The sequence below is a fragment of the Saprospiraceae bacterium genome, assembly GCA_016716185.1.
Taxonomy (GTDB): Bacteria; Bacteroidota; Bacteroidia; order Chitinophagales; family Saprospiraceae; genus Vicinibacter.
Window position 1 is genome coordinate 1,059,153 of the sequence record JADJWV010000002.1, and the last position, 20,425, is coordinate 1,079,577.

The 20,425-nt window shown below is 40.0% G+C and carries 13 protein-coding genes and 1 pseudogene; 9 read left to right on the forward strand and 5 right to left on the reverse strand.

Annotated elements, in window-relative coordinates:
• The first annotated feature begins 200 nt into the window (after positions 1–200).
• The 3 genes from IPM34_05875 (at position 201) to IPM34_05885 (ending at position 8,083) form a co-directional block, all read left to right on the forward strand.
• Positions 201–1,160 carry a fatty acid desaturase gene (locus IPM34_05875; GenBank protein ID MBK8955069.1) on the forward strand — a complete coding sequence of 320 codons (960 nt, stop codon included), beginning with the start codon at positions 201–203 and terminating at the stop codon, positions 1,158–1,160.
• Positions 1,161–1,407: 247 nt separating this feature from the next.
• Positions 1,408–4,671 (forward strand): PKD domain-containing protein, encoded by a 3,264-nt coding sequence (locus tag IPM34_05880; GenBank protein ID MBK8955070.1) that lies wholly within the window; start codon positions 1,408–1,410, stop codon positions 4,669–4,671.
• Positions 4,672–4,822: 151 nt separating this feature from the next.
• Positions 4,823–8,083: a PKD domain-containing protein gene (locus tag IPM34_05885; GenBank protein MBK8955071.1), complete on the forward strand. Its 3,261-nt coding sequence runs from the start codon at positions 4,823–4,825 to the stop codon at positions 8,081–8,083.
• A 1,269-nt stretch (positions 8,084–9,352) separates the two neighbouring features.
• Here IPM34_05885 and IPM34_05890 read toward each other — a convergent pair.
• Both IPM34_05890 and IPM34_05895 read right to left on the reverse strand, forming a co-directional pair.
• Positions 9,353–10,426: a mannose-1-phosphate guanylyltransferase gene (locus tag IPM34_05890; GenBank protein ID MBK8955072.1), complete on the reverse strand. Its 1,074-nt coding sequence runs from the start codon at positions 10,424–10,426 to the stop codon at positions 9,353–9,355.
• Between the two features lie 39 nt (positions 10,427–10,465).
• Positions 10,466–11,740 (reverse strand): pyridoxal phosphate-dependent aminotransferase, encoded by a 1,275-nt coding sequence (locus IPM34_05895; protein ID MBK8955073.1) that lies wholly within the window; start codon positions 11,738–11,740, stop codon positions 10,466–10,468.
• 95 nt (positions 11,741–11,835) lie between these two features.
• On the opposite strand from IPM34_05895, the gene IPM34_05900 reads away from it, so the two are divergent.
• The 5 genes from IPM34_05900 to IPM34_05920 all read left to right on the forward strand — a co-directional run bounded on the left by IPM34_05900 (position 11,836) and on the right by IPM34_05920 (position 17,157).
• On the forward strand, positions 11,836–12,567 hold the full coding sequence (locus tag IPM34_05900; GenBank protein ID MBK8955074.1) for a TIGR00730 family Rossman fold protein: 732 nt from the start codon (positions 11,836–11,838) through the stop codon (positions 12,565–12,567).
• A 112-nt stretch (positions 12,568–12,679) separates the two neighbouring features.
• Positions 12,680–13,489: an energy transducer TonB gene (locus IPM34_05905; protein ID MBK8955075.1), complete on the forward strand. Its 810-nt coding sequence runs from the start codon at positions 12,680–12,682 to the stop codon at positions 13,487–13,489.
• A 25-nt stretch (positions 13,490–13,514) separates the two neighbouring features.
• The gene (locus IPM34_05910) at positions 13,515–14,390 is read left to right on the forward strand and encodes a hypothetical protein (protein MBK8955076.1); all 876 of its coding nucleotides are present in this window, start codon (positions 13,515–13,517) and stop codon (positions 14,388–14,390) included.
• Between the two features lie 131 nt (positions 14,391–14,521).
• Positions 14,522–15,859: an APC family permease gene (locus IPM34_05915; protein MBK8955077.1), complete on the forward strand. Its 1,338-nt coding sequence runs from the start codon at positions 14,522–14,524 to the stop codon at positions 15,857–15,859.
• Positions 15,860–15,987: 128 nt separating this feature from the next.
• Positions 15,988–17,157 (forward strand): aminotransferase class I/II-fold pyridoxal phosphate-dependent enzyme, encoded by a 1,170-nt coding sequence (locus tag IPM34_05920; protein MBK8955078.1) that lies wholly within the window; start codon positions 15,988–15,990, stop codon positions 17,155–17,157.
• Here the strand turns inward: IPM34_05920 and IPM34_05925 are convergent.
• Together IPM34_05925 and IPM34_05930 are read right to left on the reverse strand one after the other, a co-directional pair.
• Positions 17,152–17,802 (reverse strand): nicotinamide mononucleotide transporter, encoded by a 651-nt coding sequence (locus tag IPM34_05925; protein MBK8955079.1) that lies wholly within the window; start codon positions 17,800–17,802, stop codon positions 17,152–17,154. The two genes, IPM34_05920 and IPM34_05925, sit on opposite strands and share 6 nt — an antisense overlap.
• A gap of 27 nt (positions 17,803–17,829) precedes the next feature.
• Positions 17,830–18,804: a hypothetical protein gene (locus tag IPM34_05930; GenBank protein MBK8955080.1), complete on the reverse strand. Its 975-nt coding sequence runs from the start codon at positions 18,802–18,804 to the stop codon at positions 17,830–17,832.
• A 104-nt stretch (positions 18,805–18,908) separates the two neighbouring features.
• On the opposite strand from IPM34_05930, the gene IPM34_05935 reads away from it, so the two are divergent.
• Positions 18,909–19,625: a ribonuclease H-like domain-containing protein gene (locus IPM34_05935; protein ID MBK8955081.1), complete on the forward strand. Its 717-nt coding sequence runs from the start codon at positions 18,909–18,911 to the stop codon at positions 19,623–19,625.
• 232 nt (positions 19,626–19,857) lie between these two features.
• Here IPM34_05935 and IPM34_05940 read toward each other — a convergent pair.
• Positions 19,858–20,253 (reverse strand): annotated as a pseudogene (locus IPM34_05940) (four helix bundle protein).
• Positions 20,254–20,425: the final 172 nt, after the last annotated feature.

Sequence of the window (20,425 nt, forward strand, 5' to 3'; positions counted from 1 at the left end):
ATTGAATTAACGCATGCACAGATTGCTTTTGATCTAAAAGTTAGTATTTCAATGCGCTTTTATGTTCATTTTAGGGTGAGTGCGTTAGGCTTTCGGGCTTTCAAAAATGGAGATTTGTTTAAATTCATCATATCTTACAGCCAAATTGAGGCGATCTAATTTTTTCAAACTGAATTAATTGACATTAAATTTTAAATACAATGAGCTCAAATCCCAATATTATTCAAGAATTTCATATAAGTGAAAGCAGCGCCCCTCATGCCGCCCGTGCAGGTAAAATGCTCAAAGAATACCCACAGGTAAAGACCTTGTTTGGTAAAAATCTGATGACATTCCCGATCACGGTCGGTCTGGTTGCCGCACAGGTTGTATTGGCTTATTTTTTGGCCGATGCGTCGTGGATTGCCATATTGCTTGCATCTTATTTGATTGGTGCTTTCATCAGCCATGCACTATTTGTAATGATTCACGAATGCAGTCACCAATTAATTTTTAAAAGCCATACGGCCAATCGCTTGCTTGGATTGGTTGCCAATTTCCCTCATTTGTTACCCAGCTATATATCCTTTGAAAAATACCATTTGAAGCACCATGCTTTTCAGGGAATTTATGATCTGGATTCTGATCTTCCGTCGCGGTGGGAGGCCAAATTGATCGACTCCAATTTCTTCATGAAATGCCTGTGGTTGCTTTTGTTTCCCATATTTCAGGCAATCCGCATTTTCAGGATACGCTCTACCAGGGCATTTGATGCCTGGACGATCGTCAATTTTGCAACGCAGATTGCTTTTGGGTTTGCAATAGTTTACTTTCTGAGTTGGAAAGCCTTGGCTTATATGGCGTTGAGCTTTAGTTTTTCGGTGGGTTTACACCCGCTCGGAGCAAGATGGGTACAGGAACATTATCTTACCGAAGACGATGAGCAGGAAACCTATAGCTACTATGGCGTACTCAACAAACTATCCTTCAATGTTGGATATCACAACGAACATCACGATTTTCCAGCCATACCCTGGAATAAACTTCCGGATCTCAAGAGCATGGCTCCGGAATATTACGATCACTTAAAATCACACCAATCCTGGTTCAAGCTGTTTATCAATTTTCTCACCAATAATAAAATCAGCCTGTTTTCGAGGATCATTAGAACCGATAAATAGGATCTGGCTACGATAACAAATTTTATTTTGGGATTTTAGCAAATACCTGGAATGGTATGCCTGAGGTTTTGGTATGGCAAAATTTAAGTAGTGTTAAAGTTTTGGAGAATCTGTAATTTAATGTTACATTTAACGGTCCGATGAGGCGACACTCAATTTTATCTATTTATTTTTTAATCAATTATATATACATAAAATAATATTTAATTTGTTTCTAATTAAGGTAAGGAATTTAAAGAAATCGGTTATGAAAAAAGTATTCACAATTGTCTTTGTTGGTCTTGTTACGAATTTGGTGTTTTGTCAATCTATCCTCTTTAAACCACTTCAGGCAGACGTAGATCAACTCACAAAGCAACATCTTAAGAAATTTAATTTGGTAACTATTGAACCTGAGAAAATTAGAAATACCATCGATGCAATTCCCGGAAATGTAAAAGAACTCATCATCAGAACGCAGGATTACAGCTGGAATTTAGAATTTTTTGAATACACACTTTTGGCACCAAATGCCGTAAGAAATACGACTGACGCAAAAAATCCGAAAAGATTGTCGCAAAGAAGGGACTTTCGAACTTTTAAGGGCCATATTAAGGGCAATTCACAATCTTATCTATCACTTTCTCTTGCAGATGGCTTTTTCAAGTTAATGGTGGATGACGGAAAGGAAAGATTTTTTATTGAACCATTAAATCGGGAAAATTGGTCAGTATCGCATCCGGGCAAACACCAATTTATCGTTTATAATTCATCAGATGTAAACCCAATAAAAGGTCTTACATGCGGAGCTGAATTGTTAGATCAAAAAATACAGGAAAGCCATCAACATTTTGACGCCAAACAAAAAAACGAGTTAAGGATGCCCCCTTGTCCAAAATGCGTTGAGGTACAAATTGCACTTGCAGCAGATTATACCATGTTTAGTAAATACCTCACTGTAGCAGATGTTGAAAATCAAATGTTCACAATTATGGCCGACGTCCAAACCGTATTTGATAATGAATTTCAACACCAATATGAATATCAGATTACAGGTACATTTGTTGCCGATGATGTTCAACGCGATCCATGGAACGGGATACGGGATATATTTGAGCAGTTAGAAACATTTGCGGGTGTTGCACCAACCATTTTTAACGGATCTGCTTATGCAGTGGCTACCAATTGGTCTGCCAAGTATATGACCGGTGTTATTGGTGTTGCATACTTATCACAGGTATGTCAGGCTCAACCTTATAATGTTTGTAGCGATTTCAATCTTGCAGGAGGCAGATTAGGAGATTATCTTACGCTTCAAGCACATGAATTGGGTCATAATTGGAGTATGCAACATGACCCTGATATTTCTCCCACAATTATGGCTCCTGTAATCAACGGAAGTACCCGCTGGTCTGCCAACTCCGTATTCAGTTTGAATAATTTTGTTAATATAAATGATTTATTAAACACAGGATGTTTATCAATTTGTCCAGGAACCCAGGCACCAACAGCAGATTTTGCAGCCAATATTACTTATGGATGTCAGCCTGTTACCATTAAATTTACGAACCTCTCTCAATATACGGACAAATGGGAATGGTCATTCCCGGGTGGTATGCCCTCATCCTCCACAGCTGAACACCCTACAGTTATTTATAGGGTAGCTGGAAGATACGAAGTCACCTTAAAAGCAAAGAATTCAAGGTGCGAAGCTGAAGAAGTTAAAATAGATTATATAGAAATCAACGATGTGCCCATTGCTTCATTCAGTTTTGGTCAGCAGGGCAAGGAAGTATTTTTTATTGACCAGTCACAACGCGCAGATGAATACTTTTGGGATTTTGGCGATGGAAATACAAGTGAGGAAGCCAATCCATTCCATGTGTATGACCGCGATACTACTTATACAATCACTTTGCGGGTAAAAAATGATTGTGGAATGCATACTTTTAAAAGGAATGTAAGCATCGTGAGCATTCCTGTAGCGGATTTTGAAGCCGACACAACCGGTGGTTGCGCACCGAAATTTATCAAATTTTTCGACAGATCGACCAATAATGTAAAAAGATGGCAGTGGGAATTCAAAGGGGGATCTCCAAGTGTTTCTACTGAAGTTAATCCAGTTGTACGATATGATAATCCTGGTGTCTATGATGTGAGGCTCACAGTGTATGCTTCAAGATTTGATCATGCGCTTACCAAGAAACTTTACATCACCATCGATAGTTTACCGGATGCAGAATTCGACTTCAATGCCAATGGAAATCAGGTTGATTTTACCAGTCTGGCCCGTTATGCTAAATCGCATTTCTGGAATTTTGGAGACAACAATACCAGCACTGATCCAAACCCCAGTCACAATTATACGGAAGGTCGATATGATGTAATGTATGTCAGTATCAATGCCTGTGGTTCAGACACTGCATTTGCGCAGGTTACCATCGGACAAAAACCCATTGCTGGTTTTCAGGTTGGTAATAATAAAGGTTGCATCCCTTATCAGGTTCAGTTTCAAAATACATCAACTGCCGCAGCCACTGCATTCAAGTGGTATTTTCCTGGAGGAAATCCAAGTGCCAGTACAGATAAAGATCCGGTTGTAACCTACAATGCCATTGGTTCGTATGATGTAAGTCTCGTTGCTTACAATCCATTGTTTTCAGATTCAGTTGGAGTAGCTGGATTTGTAGAAGTGAATCAAACGCCTACATCTACTTTTGTAAATTCCATTGCAGGATTTAAAGTATTCTTTACCAATCAATCCACTTTAGGTACGAATTACTTCTGGGATTTCGGTGACAATCAGATCAGTTTTGATAAAGATCCGGAACACGAATACGGTGCTGAGGGCGAATACAACATCAGACTGGTTACTCAAAACGAATGCGGTTGGGATACCTTTGACAAAAAAATTGCCGTATATCTGATTCCCAAAGTTAATTATGCTGCAGATACCTTGAGAGGTTGTCCACCATTGACGGTGCAATTCCTCGACAGATCTTCCATAGATGTGATTGAATGGGATTGGCAATTTCAGGAAGGCGAACCTTCAGTTTCCAATGAAAAAAATCCGAAAGTGGTATTTAAAAATTCCGGAAAATTCACGGTCAAACTTACCGTTAAAAATACCAATGGTACAAATGCACTTACAAGACTCCAATACATTCACGTGCTTTCTCCTGTGCTGTGTCCGGAGTTTCCAAAAGGGGACAGATCATTGCTGAATAGCGATATCAACGTGCATCCTTTTGGCTCTGGTGTGGAGAAAAGATCTCAGCAAAATAATCGGGTAGAAGTAGAGCCTTATTTAGCTCCGAATCCAAGTAACGGGCAGTTTTTTGTCTGGTCTGATGCATCCGATGTGAATCCTGTTAAAATAGAGATCTTTAATCTTGGTGGTGAATCCAGATTTAATAAGATCCTGAAACAGTCAACGGAATCGATTGCACTGAAAAATATTGAAGCCGGAAATTACTTTGTTAAATTCAGTTCGGCCAAAAACAGCTTTGTGATTAAATTGATCCTTTTGTAAAACAAATAATTCATGGAATTATAAATAATTTATTTTGAGATGGTGTCCACTGAATTGAACTGCTCATATGCATTAATAACAATCCTTCTGTTGGATTTTTCTCAAAGTTGGTATTCATTAAATCCGTTAACAAATTCAATTCTATTTAAAAATGTCTAAAATAATAATAATCTTTTTTTTCGCGGCTCATATTTTACACGGACAACTCATTTCAATGGAGCCACTAAATACGAAGATGATTCCGGGAATGAATGAAAACCTAAATTCCTGCCAACTCCTGACTATTGATGTGGCTAAACTGGTCCGACAGATAGATGGAACTCCGGGGAATGTTGAATATTTTCAATTTGTTATTCCTGGATATAAATGGGATCTGGAGCTGTTCGAGTATTCTTTTTTACCTGCTAATTTCAAAAGGTATGCGGGCTCATTTGGAAATATTAAGCAACTCGAAGCCAGAAAAGATTTCAGAACTTTTAAAGGATTTATCAAAGACAATAATCAATCTGAAGTAAGATTGTATATTGCCGATGGTTTTATTAAAATGGCAATAGATGATAAACATGATGTATTTTACATTGAACCGCTGAGCACATTTGACATTTTATCAACAGTGCCTGCATCACCACAGTTTATTGGGTATTGGAAATCTGATGTGATTAGGAATGAAATTCCAATAGTCTGCCATAATTATGAATCTGCTAAGCAACATCAAGTGCATAAGGAAATTGAAAGACAAATAAACAGTATGGCACCTCGACCATGCAACCCTTGTGCAGATGTTAAAATTTGTTTGGCCGCAGACAATATCATGTACAGAAAATATGGATCCAGCGTTCCAAATACAGAAAACCAAATGTTGACGGTACTAGCAGATGTACAAACCGTATTTGATGACGAATTTGAAAATGAATATGTATTCCAGCCAACGGGAATTTATGTTGCGGATGATCCAGGAAAAGACCCTTGGTTAAACTTGAATACAGCGAATGCCATGCTTAATCAATTTGCAGTGGATGCACCAACTATTTTTTCAGGTTCACAATATAATGTGGCAACACTTTGGACATCCAAATTCAATGGATTTAACGGGGAAGTAGGAGATGCGTTTCAGGCTGCTATCTGCGATCCGGCAACTTCATACAATGTGTGTAGCGATTTTATGGCTCTTGGAGGCAGGCAGGATGCTTACCTTCAACTCCAGGCACATATGTTAGGGCATAATTTCAATATGGTTCATGATCCTTTTGTGGGTGGAACAATCATGTCTCCAGGACTCCCCAATGGTTCTACAATTTGGTCTTTTCTGTCCAAAGATGCATTGAATGATTATGTGAGAGATGCACAGTTTTTAGGCAATTGTTTGACAATTTGTCCCAACTCATCGGCTCCTGTGCCAGAATTTAGTGCGGACATCACTTATGGATGCCAACCTGTTACTGTAAAATTTAAAGACAATTCGCTCAATACCACGATATGGAAATGGAAATTTCCCGGGGGAATGCCAGATTCCTCTAATTTACAGAACCCAATAGTGATCTACAAACAAGCTGGAATTTATCCAGTAATTCTCGAAGCGGGTAATCATCGTTGCGATTCCTTGATTACAAAAGTCGACTACATTGAAATTAACGATAAACCGGTTGCAAATTTTTCATGGGGAATTCAAGGTAGGGAAGTATTTTTTATAAATCAGTCTACCCGTGCTGTCGATTATTTCTGGAATTTTGGCGACGGTGAATTCAGCGAAGAGTCTGATCCATATCACGAATTTTATACAGATTCCACCTATGAAATTACATTGAGAGTGGTCAACGATTGTGGGGAACATACCATTAAGAAAACTTTAAAAATTGAAAGTATACCTACAGCTGATTTTGATGCAGATACGATCGGTGCCTGTGCCCCGGGTAACATTCACTTCAAAGACATGTCTTCTCCAAACGCAAAAACTTTCCAGTGGGATTTTCCCGGAGGTGTTCCCAGTGTTTCAACCCAAAGAAATCCGGTGGTGCGTTACGACTTACCTGGCAAATACGATGTGCGTCTGACAGTTTACAGTTCGAGGTTTAATAGTTCCATTACCAAAAAAGAATTTGTGGTGATTGACAGTATTCCGGTGGCATCTTTTTCTCAATCTGTCAACGTAGGACAAGTTGACTTTACAAGCGCATCCAGACATGCCAAATCACACATGTGGTTCTTTGGCGATAACATGATCAGCACAGAAGCCAATCCAACTCATTTATATTCGGAGGGAACTTATCAAGTCACGTATGTTGCGATCAATAATTGCGGCACCGATACGGCAAGAACTACCTTAATCATCGGAGTGGTTCCAACACCTGCATTCAGTTCGAACAAGCAATCGGGTTGTGTGCCTTATCAGGTAAGTTTTCAAAATCAATCGATTGCCGCGAATGATTATATCTGGTATTTTCCTGGTGGAAATCCTTCGACCAGCACCGATGTTAATCCTACAGTGACTTACACTGTAAAAGGAAAATACGATGTAAAACTGGTTGCCAAAAATGTTTTCTATTCGGATTCCGTTGTCAAAAGTGAATTCATCGAGGCAAGAACAAAACCGGATGTTGATTTTGGTGTTTCCATTGTCGGATTTAAAGCGTTCTTCACCAACAATACTGTGGATGGAACCAATTACATTTGGGATTTTGGAAACGGCCGCGCAAGCTTCCTGCAGAATCCGGAAATGGACTATGGGGTGGAAGGTGAATTCAATGTACGATTGATCTCACAAAATTCTTGCGGTACTGATACGCTCATTAAGAAAGTTGCAGTTTACCTGATACCTAAAGTAAATTTTACAGCGAATACGATCAAGGGTTGTCCTCCTCTAAAAGTAAATTTCCAGGATCAGTCCAGTGTGGATGTTGTGCAATGGGATTGGCAATTTGAATCGGGGGCTCCGGCTACTTCGATGGAAAAGAATCCTATGGTTACATTTAATTCTGCTGGAAAATATGCCGTTAAACTCACTGTAAAAAATTCAAACGGTACCAATGCCTTGACAAGAGTACAATACATTGAAGTACAGTCTCCGGTGGAATGTCCCGAACACACAACCAACACGAAAAGCTTGTTGGATGATAAAATTCACGAGGTTCCATTCGGTCATGTGTTGAATAAATACAACCGGGATAATCGCAAAGAAATTTTTAGAATATTCCCCAATCCAGCGGAAAATGAAGTTTACTTTGAGACTCAGGCCAGTCCACAGGCAACAACTCAGATTGAAATATTTAGCTTCGATGGCAAACCGGTTGCGCAAATGATGAGTCAAACCAGAATTCACAAGTGGGATGCAACTTCGCTTCGCGGAGGAAGTTATTTTGTCAAAGTGACTTCGAGTTCGGGAACAAGTGTGCATAGATTGGTGATCATGAAATAAAATTAAAGTTTTCATAATAGAAAAGGGGGTAGCTTTAAATTGCCCCCTTTTTTTTCCCAATATCAGCTTAGATATTATAAAAAAAAAACCTTACATATTCTTTTCCTCATCCTCGACCTTTCCGCAATTTGGTGGAGAACGATCAATTTCAACCGCATCAAATCAAAAGTTATCCAAATACATATCTGATCCCAGAGGGAGCATATCCCGTTCACGAGAACACAACCCGGAAACCTACTTTGGATAGGTCGGACAATCGCGATTCACTTTTCCTCATCCTCGACCTTTCCGCAATTTGGTGCAGAACGATCAATTTCAACCGCATCAAATCAAAAGTTATCCAAATACATATCTGATCCCAGAGGGAGCATATCCCGTTCACGAGAACACAACCAGGAAACCTACTTTGGATAGGTCGGACAATCGCGATTCACTTTTCCTCATCCTCGACCTTTCCGCAATTTGGTGCAGAACGATCAATTTCAACCGCATCAAATCAAAAGTTATCCAAATACATATCTGATCCCAGAGGGAGCATATCCCGTTCACGAGAACACAACCAGGAAACCTACTTTGGATAGGTCGGACAATCGCGATTCACTTTTCCTCATCCTCGACCTTTCCGCAATTTGGTGCAGAACGATCAATTTCAACCGCATCAAATCAAAAGTTATCCAAATACATATCTGATCCCAGAGGGAGCATATCCCGTTCACGAGAACACAACCAGGAAACCTACTTTGGATAGGTCGGACAATCGCGATTCATTTTTCCTCATCCTCGACCTTTCCGCAATTTGGTGGAGAACGATCAATTTCAACCGCATCAAATCAAAAGTTATCCAAATACATATCTGATTCCAGAGGGATCAGATCCCGTTCACGAGAACACAACCAGGAAACCTACTTTGGATAGGTCGGACAATCGCGATTCACTATTCCTCATCCTCGACCTTTCTGCAATTTGGTGGAGAACGATCAATTTCAACCGCATCAAATCAAAAGTTATCCAAATACATATCTGATCCCAGAGGGATCAGATCCCGTTCACGAGAACACAACCAGGAAACCGACCTTGGAAAGGTCGGACAATCGCGATTCATTTTTGTTTCTGAGACTCCATGCTTGTAAAAGCTAATCGTAGACTTTGCCTTAACCCCAGTCCTTCTTCCCGATATGAATTTATGAACCCTGATATCCAAATCGACATTTTGAGGTGCCTAGCGCAAAAGAAATCTTTGCCTAAGACAATTCTCAAAACTGGAATAATTTAAAGAAAGGTATTTCCAAATTTCTTTTGAAGTTCTCCTGCGAGTTGCTTGATAGATTGCTCTTTATTTTTATCACAAATCAATAACGCATCGGGTGTGTTGACCACAATCAGATTGTTGATACCCAGGCTTGCAATAATTTTTTGTTCTTCATTCCTGAACAAACAATTGTTCGTTTCCAGATAATATATGCCATCGCCAATCACAACGTTTTGTTGTTCGTCTTTTTGGTGGTATTCGTACAGTGATGCCCAGGTTCCGAGATCTGTCCAGCCTAAATCCACAGGCAAAACAAAGGCCTGGTCTGTTTTTTCCATGACTGCATAATCGATAGAAATGGAAGGGCAATTATTGTAAATGCTGGCCAGGTCATCGCCGGGTTGAAATTCTGCAAACAGCTTGAATATTTCGATTGCATATTTTTTCATCAGATCGCGGATGCATTTGTTTTTCCACAAGAACATTCCTGAATTCCAGACATAATTACCTGCAGACAAATACCGGAGGGCTGTTTCATAATCCGGTTTTTCGACAAATTGTATCACCTGGTGAATTCCATTTGAAACGGGCTCGTTTTCAAATTGGATGTAGCCGTAACCAGTATCCGGACGCGATGCCTTGATTCCGAAAGTGAGTAAATTGTCACTGTGGTGGTTGACGAAATCTGTTGCGGCTGCAACCGCGTTGTTGAAATTTTCGGTATGAAGGATCAGGTGATCGGAAGGCACTACAAAAACGGAAGCCTCTGGATCCGTTAATTCTATACAACGGGTAGCATACATAATGCATGCCGCAGTGTTTTTTCTACCGGGCTCCAAAAGGATTCTTTGACTATCGATTTCGGGAAGTTGTTCGCTTACTAATTCTGAATAATCAATATGACTGACCACCCAGATTTGATTTGGAGGAAGAACAGCACTCAAACGTGCAAAAGTCAATTGCAGCAAACTTTGTCCGCAATCCAATACATCCAGAAACTGTTTGGGTTTCGAATTTCTGCTGTATGGCCAAAACCGGCTGCCCACGCCTCCTGCCATGATCACCGCGTGTAAATTATGCATAGGATGTTCCATGAAAATGTGAAATTAATTTATCGATTTAAAACGGTCATTTCAGGATTCGGTGAATTCATCCATGCCGTTTTTTAAGGCATTCAGGATTAAAGGAATGTCATCCCGGCGCAAGGTGCCGACAGAAATCCGGTACCATTCTGAGTCGCCGGATGAACCAAATGCCTTGAAAGGCACAAATCCAACTTTGCAAAAATTAAGCAGGTATTCGGTTACTTCTTTTTGCGAATGGAGAACCCGCTGATTTGTCTTCCGGCCTTTCCAGGGAATTTTTACCGTGAGGTATATAGCCGCCTGTGGACGAATGACTTCAATTGGATAACCAGAATTGCGAAGAGCAGTCAATCCTTCGTATAGACTTGTCAATCTGAATTCAATTTCTGATTTAAACCAATTCAGATAGTCCTGGATTGCATTTTTTTCATTTAAGAACAATGCAGTAGCCACTTGTTCGGGTTTTGGAGCCCAGGCTCCGATATGGGACAAAATGGCCCGCATTTTAGCCATGAGATCTTTGGGGCCGAATGCCCAGCCAACCCTGATTCCAGTTGCTGCAAACGATTTGGACATGCCGTCTATACTGATCACATAATCTCTAAGTCCGGGCTCGAGCTGGACAGGATGCTCGTGTTGAACTCCATCCATACACAACTCCCAATAAATTTGATCGTACATGATGTACAGCGGTTTTTGATGGCCGGCCCTTCTCTTATTTTCAAGTAAAACGAGCTTACAGATCGAATACAGGGCTTCTTTTGAAAATACAGTTCCTGTTGGATTTTGTGGAGAACATAAGGCGATCAGAGTTGCATCTTCCAAATGCGAAGCAATATCCCTCGCGTGAGGCATAAAGTTTTGTTCTGAATCCACCTCGATTTCTATAGGGTTGCATTCACTCAGATGACAATAATGATTGTTGTTCCAGGAGGGTACCGGATAAATAACTTTATCTCCCGGATCCAGCAGAGTTTTATAAACGGCATAAATCAGGGGACGGGCTCCGCTGGCTACCAGGATATCTTCCGGCTTATAGGCCAAATTTAACCGTTCAGAAATATGCCGGGATAGGTTGGATCTTAAATCCGCCATACCATTAGCCGTTGGATAATTAGTCTGATGATCTGCGTAAGCCTGAATAATGAGTTTGGTAAGAAGCTCAGGTAAAGGAAAAATCCTGGGGTCAAAATCCCCTATAGTGAGATTAAAAACCTGCTCACCCGATTGCATTTTAAGCTGAATTTCATTGGCCAATTTGATGATTTCCGAAGGAATCAGCGTATCAGCCATTTTTGAGCTGCCTAAAACCACTTTTGCCATTGTTTTATTTGCATCCATAAGCCATGATTGCATGCAATTTATAAAAATTAGCCAGAAGGGCTTAATTTTTTTTATCCTTGCGTTTAAATTAAATTATGGAACCGATTCGCAAAATCAGGAATATTGAATATCTGAATGGTCCGATGAGCCGCATTTCTGAACTTCGTTTTGTCTGGGATGTATTTTGGGATCTGTTTCAGGGAATACGGAAAACTTATTTTGTAGGTCCTTGTGTTACAGTGTTTGGATCGGCAAGATTCAGCAGCGAGCATCCTTATTATAAAAAAGCGGAAGCGATTACAGCAGAGGTGGCAAAATTGGGATTTACCATCATGACGGGTGGAGGACCAGGCATAATGGAGGCAGCAAACAAAGGAGCAAAGTCGGTTGGTGGGAAAAGTGTCGGTTGCAATATTGAGTTACCAAAAGAACAATTTCCCAATCCATATTTGGATCAATGGGTCAACATGAAGTATTTTTTTACACGAAAGACCATCTTGATCAAATACTCATACGCTTTTATCGTTTTTCCAGGGGGGTTTGGCACCATGGATGAGTTTTTTGAAGCCATGACCTTGATTCAAACGGGAAAGCTGATTCACTTTCCAATCATCATTTACGGCAAAGAATTTCACAAGGAATTACTCGATTTTCTGGAAGCCATGGAACGGCATGAAACCATTTCTCCAATTGACCGGAATTTGTTCCTGGTATCTGATGATACAGAGGAAATCCTTAATCATATTAAGAATAATTTTAATATAAAGAAAGAATTATTGCCTTTCAATCAAACACAACCTATTAAATGGTTGTTTGAAAAAGCGTAATTATACTATTGAAAATCCTGGCCGACATTATTTCTGAAATTTTTACGCAACCGCGGAAACAATTTTCAGCAGTAATCTTGTGTTTAAACGCTGGATTCATTCATTTGAATACATGAAAATTCCAAATTGGATTGCTCAATTTTTTAGGGCTTCCTTGCCATTTTCAGGGGAGTTAACAGATATTATTTTCAATTCCAGAAACAGGAATTACGGGGCTTATACTTTGCGCAATAATTATATTCGCAATAAGCTTATTGGAATGTTCGCAGCATATGCGATCTTTTTTCTGATAATCTGTCTGCCATTTCTCAAATACAATCGGGATTTTACGCCCATGACAAGGATGACAGAAGTTATACTTGAAACTCCGCCAGAATTTTTATTGCCAAAACTGTCTCCTGCCACACCACGTGCAGAAAGTTTTAAGGAGGAAGTCATTAAGAAAAAGCCAGAACAAGCAACTCAGGTCAAGGTTGTTAAAGAAATGGAAGAATTACCTGTAGTACGTGAGCAATCAAAAATCACGGAGACAGAAAAAACGGATTCGGTCAATCAGCATTCCATGGCAGAATCAGAACATACCGGAGGTCAGACTTCCGGAGATTATGCATTCGACTTTGCCGACGTGATGCCTTCGTATCCGGGAGGTAATCATGCCTTATCCTGGTTTATACACAGCAAATTAATTTATCCTAAGGAAGCAGTCGCTCAAAAAACAGAAGGAATCGTGGTCGTTGGTTTTGTAGTAGATCAATATGGACGGGTCCGGCAGCCCAAAATATTAAAATCACTGACCCCGGTTTGCGATGCCGAAGCATTAAGGGTCGTGAGATTAATTCCCGATTGGATGCCCGGACAAAACAAAGGGAGAAATGTCAGTGTATTATTTAAACTGCCCATTGAATTTAAATTGGCGAGATAAACTTTCGGATTCATAATTGGTGGAAATGGAATCGAGCAAATCTCTGGATGATCTGAAGCAGCAATTCGTTTTGCCATCTCCGTTGCAAACTTTTCAATGGGATGAAATCGGTTTGACAATGCACGTAAAGCGCGACGACCTTATACATCCTGTTATAAGCGGCAACAAATGGAGAAAATTAGCGGAGCATCTCAAATACTATTTTACGCAACATTTTGATGGGATCGCGAGTATGGGCGGAGCCCATTCGAATCACATGCATGCACTCAGTTTTGCCTGCTTTTTATTGGACATTCCAAACTTGTGTTTCATCTATGGACATGGGGATTGGTTGAAATCTCCGACTATAACCGACTGTCAAAAATGGAATTCAACTTGTGAACCCATTTCGAGAATCAGAGCTCAGGACTTCAGACAAACGACAGATGATTTTATTGAAATAGAAAATCGCAAATACTATTGGATCCCTGAAGGTGGTGGAGGTGCTTTGGGTATTCAAGGTATTAAGCAAATGTTGGATGAATATCCCAAAGATTTTGATCGAAGCGACCAACTGATTTTGTGTGGTTGTGGCACAGGCACCAGCATTGAAGGTATTTTGGAAGGAACCACTAAAATAAATGTTGCCGGTTTGCGAATTGTCAAATCGGGTGTTTATCGTTTTGAAAAGCACCCAAGGTTCATCTGGTTGAATCATAGGGATGAACATAAATTTGCTGCGCTTGATGATGAACTTTCTGAATTTATGTCAAGTTTCCAAAGCCGGTTTGGCATTCCGCTGGATCGCGTTTATACCGGGCCATTATTGCTTGCTTTCAGCAAAGCCCAAAACCTGCATGCATACAAAAAAATATTTTTCCTTCATTCGGGTGGACTGCAAGGGAATAGAGTGCCAATCTGATTTTAAAAACCAAAGTATTCCGAATTTCGGCAAATAGGGTAGCGTATAATAATTTAAAACGGGCTTAGAACGATTCATAGTTTGGTCCTGACGAATTTATTCTAACTTACCTGCACTTTATCAGCTAAACTATGCAATTCAAAGAAAAAAATAAGTTGAATTTATTTTCCCTAAGCATTGTCGTCATTAGTCTGGTGATTGGGATGGGTATTTTTAAGACGGCATCAGTTAGTGCCAAAGCGGCTCTCGACCCACAAATGTTTTTTGCGGCCTGGATTGCAGGAGGATTGATGGCATTATGTGGGGCATTGACTTATGCGGAAATAGGATCGAGGTACCCGGTCACAGGTGGCTATTATAAAATATTTTCGGTGGCCTATCATCCATCTGTGGCGTTTGCCATGAATGGTACGATCCTGGTTTCAAATGCCGCTGCTTTGGGTGGGGTTTCCATGATCGGATCCGATTATTTATGTTCGTTGTTATTTGATGATATTCCCGGATCTGCCTTTAAAACATGGATCGCAATGGGTTCCATCGCTTTATTTTATATGGTTAATCTGAAAGGACTGAAATTCAGTTCCAACGCATTAAATGCACTGATGTTGTTAAAAATTGCCATGATCCTGTTGATCATTTCTGCCTTGTTTTTTCCGGAAACTCACGTACATTCCAATGGGTTTACAAATGAAAGTCAGGGAGCTACTTTTACAGATTACATATGGGCATTTGGTGCCGCTTTGGTTGCGGTATCCTTTACATATGGGGGTTACCAGCATGCTATCAATTTTGGCGAAGAAGTCAATAATGCTCCAACCAATATGCCTAAAGGGATCATCATAGGAATGTGTGCAGTGATTGTCTTGTACATGTTGATTAATTACAGTTATTTTAAAGTCATCGGGTTTGAAGAGCTGAAATCTTCGAGTGGAATAGCTTCGTTGGTAATTTTCAAATTGTTGGGACCTGCGGGTGAGAAAATATTTACAGGCTTGCTGGTGCTGGCTGTTTTTACATACGTGAATGTCAATCTCCTGAGCAATCCGAGGATCATGTATGCCATGAGTTCGGATGGGGTTTTACCGGAAATATTTAAAAAGCAGCATCCCGTAAGCAAAGTTTTTGTTGTGAGTTTGTCTGTTTTCGCTGCGGCTGCTATGTTGATCACCCTGTATGCAGAGACTTTTGACAAAATTCTGGGATTTGTAATGATCCTGGATTCAATTGGAATGGCAGCATCAGCAGCCACGATATTTTATTTGCGAAAAAACGCAAAGGAATTTAATTTCAAAGAAATATATGCCATGCGACTGTATCCCTGGGTTCCAGGAATTTTTATACTCGGTTATTTATTTGTGTGCATAACTTGTATCTATTTGTATCCGGAGTATGCATGGATTGCAGCAGCCGTATTTTTTGGATTGATAATTTTTTATTTTATAACAAAAAAATTGAAATCTCAGATTTGACTCGTTGAAGTCCGTTCGTTGTGAAGCACATAGCTAAACATCTGCTTAAAAGTATGAACTTGAGAAATTAAGTATAGATCATTGAAAAAGGATAAAAAATAAAATCATTTATAAATTTGAGTTTGCTTATGGATCCTGAACGCCTGTCCTACATCATCAACGAATTTGCGGAGAATCGCGAATCTTATTTTAATGCCGTTGCGCCACCAATTGTACAAACTTCAAATTTTGCATTTGAAACCGTTGAAGAGATGCGCAACAGATTTAAAGACGAATATGGAGGTTATCTCTATTCCAGAGGTCTGAATCCAACAGTCGACATCCTGCGAAAAAAAATGGCAGCATTGGAGGAAACAGAAGACGCACTTATTTTAAACAGCGGAGCCTCTGCTATTTTTTCAGCAGTCGTGCCATTTGTAAAATCGGGGGATCATATTATATCAGTTGCTCAGCCTTATACCTGGGCACAAAAGTTATTTAATGAATTGCTTCCCAGATTTGGAGTGGAAACCACCTATGTCGATGGTCGCAATATCGATCATTTTAAAAATGCTTATCGCAGTCAAACCAAATTGATCTATCTCGAGTCCCCAAACAGTTGGGATTTTGCGATCCAGGATTTGAATGCAGTTTCTTCCTGGGCGAAGACGCATGGAATGCTTACAGTAATCGACAACAGTTATTGCAGCCCTGTATATCAGCAACCTTCAAAATTTGGCATCGATCTGATTTTACATTCGGCAACAAAATATATTTCCGGACACAGCGATACGGTTGCCGGTGTTCTGTGTGGAAAAAAAGCGCATTTGGAAAAATTATTTAATCTGGAGTATCTCACTGCAGGAAATGGAATCCAGCCATTCAATGCATGGTTGCTGCTGCGGGGACTCCGGACATTGCCCATGAGATTGGAACATCTTTCGAAATCAACCCGGGTGCTTGTGGATTTCATGAAAAATCATCCAAAAGTCGAACGCGTTTTGTTTCCCTTGGATCCTGATTTCCCTCAATACGATTTGGCAAGAATGCAAATGAACGGGGCATGTGGTTTGTTTTCATTTGTCGTAAAATCCGATGATCCTGATCGCATTGAAAAGTTTTGCAATCAACTGAAGCACATCCTCAAAGCAGTGAGCTGGGGTGGGTATGAGAGTTTAATTATTCCCAGGCTTGCGGGAATTGAAAAAAATCAGTTTGATAAACAGAATGAGGCGCACCGCATGATCCGCATGTATGTTGGTCTGGAGAGTACTGATTACCTGATCGGGGATCTCGCACAAGCCATGCAGCATTTATAAAGACTGATCCTGCTGTTTTTTTAAATGCATCCAGCTGTATAGTCCATAAGTTGCCAAACCCAGGAAGAAGAGGAATTCCAGGGCAATAAAATGGATGTCTTTTTGGTAATAAAGATAAACGCACAACACGTCAATAGCGATCCAAAGTATCCAGCTTTCTATAAATCGTTTCGCCATCAGGGTATTGGCCACAATGCTTGTTGTCGCTACCCAGGTATCTGCATAAGGATACGCAGCCTTTTCGGTGAAAATTTCCGGAAGCACCATGTGAATTTGGGTCATGTAGTTTCCCAAAACCATGGTAGAGAAAATTATGGAGAGACCGATCATTATACGCGTTCCGTTAGGAAGCCACTTTAATGGGACATCACTTTTTTGTTCCTTTCGCCATACGATCCATCCATACAAACTGATGCCAAAAAAATAAATTTGGAGAAACATGTCGGAATACAAACTGACATGGTAATAAATAAAAAATGCAGTACAAATATTGATGAGTCCGACGGGCCAGGTCCATATTTTTTCTCTGGCAGCAAGATAAACTGCTGCAATCCCTGCAACGACCGAGATCAGCTCAATATAACTTACGGAATATTGGAATAAGCGAAATGCAGTATCAAACCAGGGAATGGCGGACAGAATCAAAACAGGAAATGGAAATGTTTCGGTATATTATTTAAGTTTCTTTGTACCGGTGCCGACCAGATAGCCCTTATTAAATACTTCGATTTGATATACTCCTGCAGAAAAGCCTCCTGGATTTTTAAATTGTCCGCAGATCTTTTTTTCATCATTCGCGTAGGCTGCATTGATCATTTTTGAATATTTGATCATCTCGCCGTTAAGGTCATTTCTGATCACCCCTGAGCCTTCGGATTCAATGGATTGTGTTTCGCCGGTAGGTGAAATGATACGGATGTAAAATTTTTCATTTCCGGATTCCGTATTTTTGTTGACTGTAGTTTTAAAACAAACTTCAATAAAATCAGTTTCACCGGCTTTAGAAACTCCTTTTGGCTTCTTGCCTTCTCTTTCCTGATATGCTTCAGCGTCTATTTTTGTCACGGGAATTGCTGTGGCCCTGTTGTAGCGTCTGCTCAGTTGGTCTTTTTCTTTGGAAATATTTTCCTTTTCTGCAGTTATGTTTGCTTTGGCTTCGCTCAGTTTTTGATTTTCAACCTGCTTTGACTGGACCTCCTGACTCAGGCTCTCTTTATCTTTTTGCAGACCTGTATTTTCGATGTTGAGCTGCTCATTTTCAGATTTAAGTTTTGTAATTTCAGCAATGTATTCCTTGGTTTTGGATTTCATAGCTTCGATCTCTTTTCTGGCGATAGAAAGATTTTTACTATCGCGGAGGAGGCCGGATATCTTGTCTTTTTGGATCCTTAGTTCTTCCTTTTGCGTGTCGATGACCCGGTTAAGTTCTTCGTTATTGGTTTTCATGTCGTTGAGATCCGAAACAGCCTGTTGGTAATCTTTATCCAATTTAGCTTTGGCATCTTCCAATTGAACCAACTCATTCTCTTTTGCCAAATTGTCTTTTTGCAGATTTGAATTGTTTACAAACTGATAGACATTGAGTCCGAACAAACCCAGTATAGCGATGATAACTAAAGCTTTTACGTTTTGATTTGAAGTTGACATATAAATATTTATTTGATCTCGTAAAGTTAGTGAAATAACAGGCAATTGGCTTAATTTAGTATGTTCATTTAAAAAATCAGGGTTTACCCTGAGTCTTTAACATTATGGAACTTCATAATATTTTATTTGTTGATTTAGAAACGGTTAGTTGTGAATCTACCTTAAATAATCTCGATGAAAGGTGGCAAAAGTTGTTTGATCACAAGATGCGCTATTACCGGGAGCGTGAGCCTGACAAGACTCTTGAGGAATTATATCTGGAGAAAGCCGCGATTTATGCAGAATTCGGGAAAATCGTTTGCATCGGGGTCGGATTGTTCCGGAATAACCAACTGCGGATCAAAACATTTGCGGGTCCCGATGAAGAATTGCTATTGACTGATTTTTTCACGCTTCTGACTTCACACTTTGGTAATCCCGACCGTCATGGAATCTGCGGGCATAACATCCGGGAATTTGATGTGCCCTATTTGTGCAGACGGGCACTGATCAACGGATTGCAACTTCCGGCTCCTTTGCAAATAGGCGGGCGCAAACCCTGGGAACTGAAACATCTTCTCGATACCATGGAAATGTGGAAATTCGGTGATATCAAGCATTTTATTTCGCTTGAACTCCTTGCTGCCTGCCTTGGATTGGAAAGTCCAAAGTCCGACATCGATGGCAGCCAGGTGGGACGCGTTTTCTACGAAGATGAAGACATCGAGCGGATCGCCCGTTACTGCGCACAGGACATTTGGGTAACTGCAAATGTTTATCTCCGCTATCATCAACAGGCGCCGATTCCGTTTGAGCAGGTAGTGATTTCGGAAGCAGGTTAGTTTTAGATGATGGATTATAGAGTAAGGAGCAAAGAGGAAGGAAAAAGGGAAGAAGGGAAAAAGGGAATAAGGATTGTATAAAACCTTACCACGCCTAAATGCCTCCATGCCGAAAAGCCGAAATCCCGATAAAATGGCATGATTCACAAGAAATGAAATAGTTAGCTTTCTTTTATCGGGACGAAAGGTCGATTCTTCGAAACCTCGAAAGGTCAAAAACGGAAAATCTCATCTAATTGTCATTTGTCTTTTTTAGATTACCTGTATGTGCTTGATTGGCTTTGCAGCTTAAAATAGATTTTGCCAACATTTTTGCAATGATGCTGGCATTTGAATGAATTGCGCTAAATTCATTTTCAGGCAAGTAATGGGTTGCTTTAAGTAATTCGAGTCAGTAAATTGATTCATTACATTCTTTAAATGCAATGGATAATTTGTGAATAAAATCAAGCTTGCTTTCCCCATTTCGGGCTTCTCGAACCATGGCTCCTATCGCCGTTCCGGAACGCAACAGTTGATTGCTCATAACATACTCTTTTTCAATTCTTGCTAAGTGCTTGTATATTTTAATAATGTTAATTGCGAATTCGAAAGTTCTGTCAGCTAAAATGGATTTATCTGGTGGCATTTTTTGTAAATTATTCATGCAAATCTTATTGAAAACCATTTCAGGATTTGCTCAAATTATTGAGAAAAGTAAAATACCTATTAAAATGAATTCTTTATTGATGGAAACAACAATAATATTTTAAAGACTCAGGCCGCCAATCTTTACTCTACATCCAACATACTCCATACTC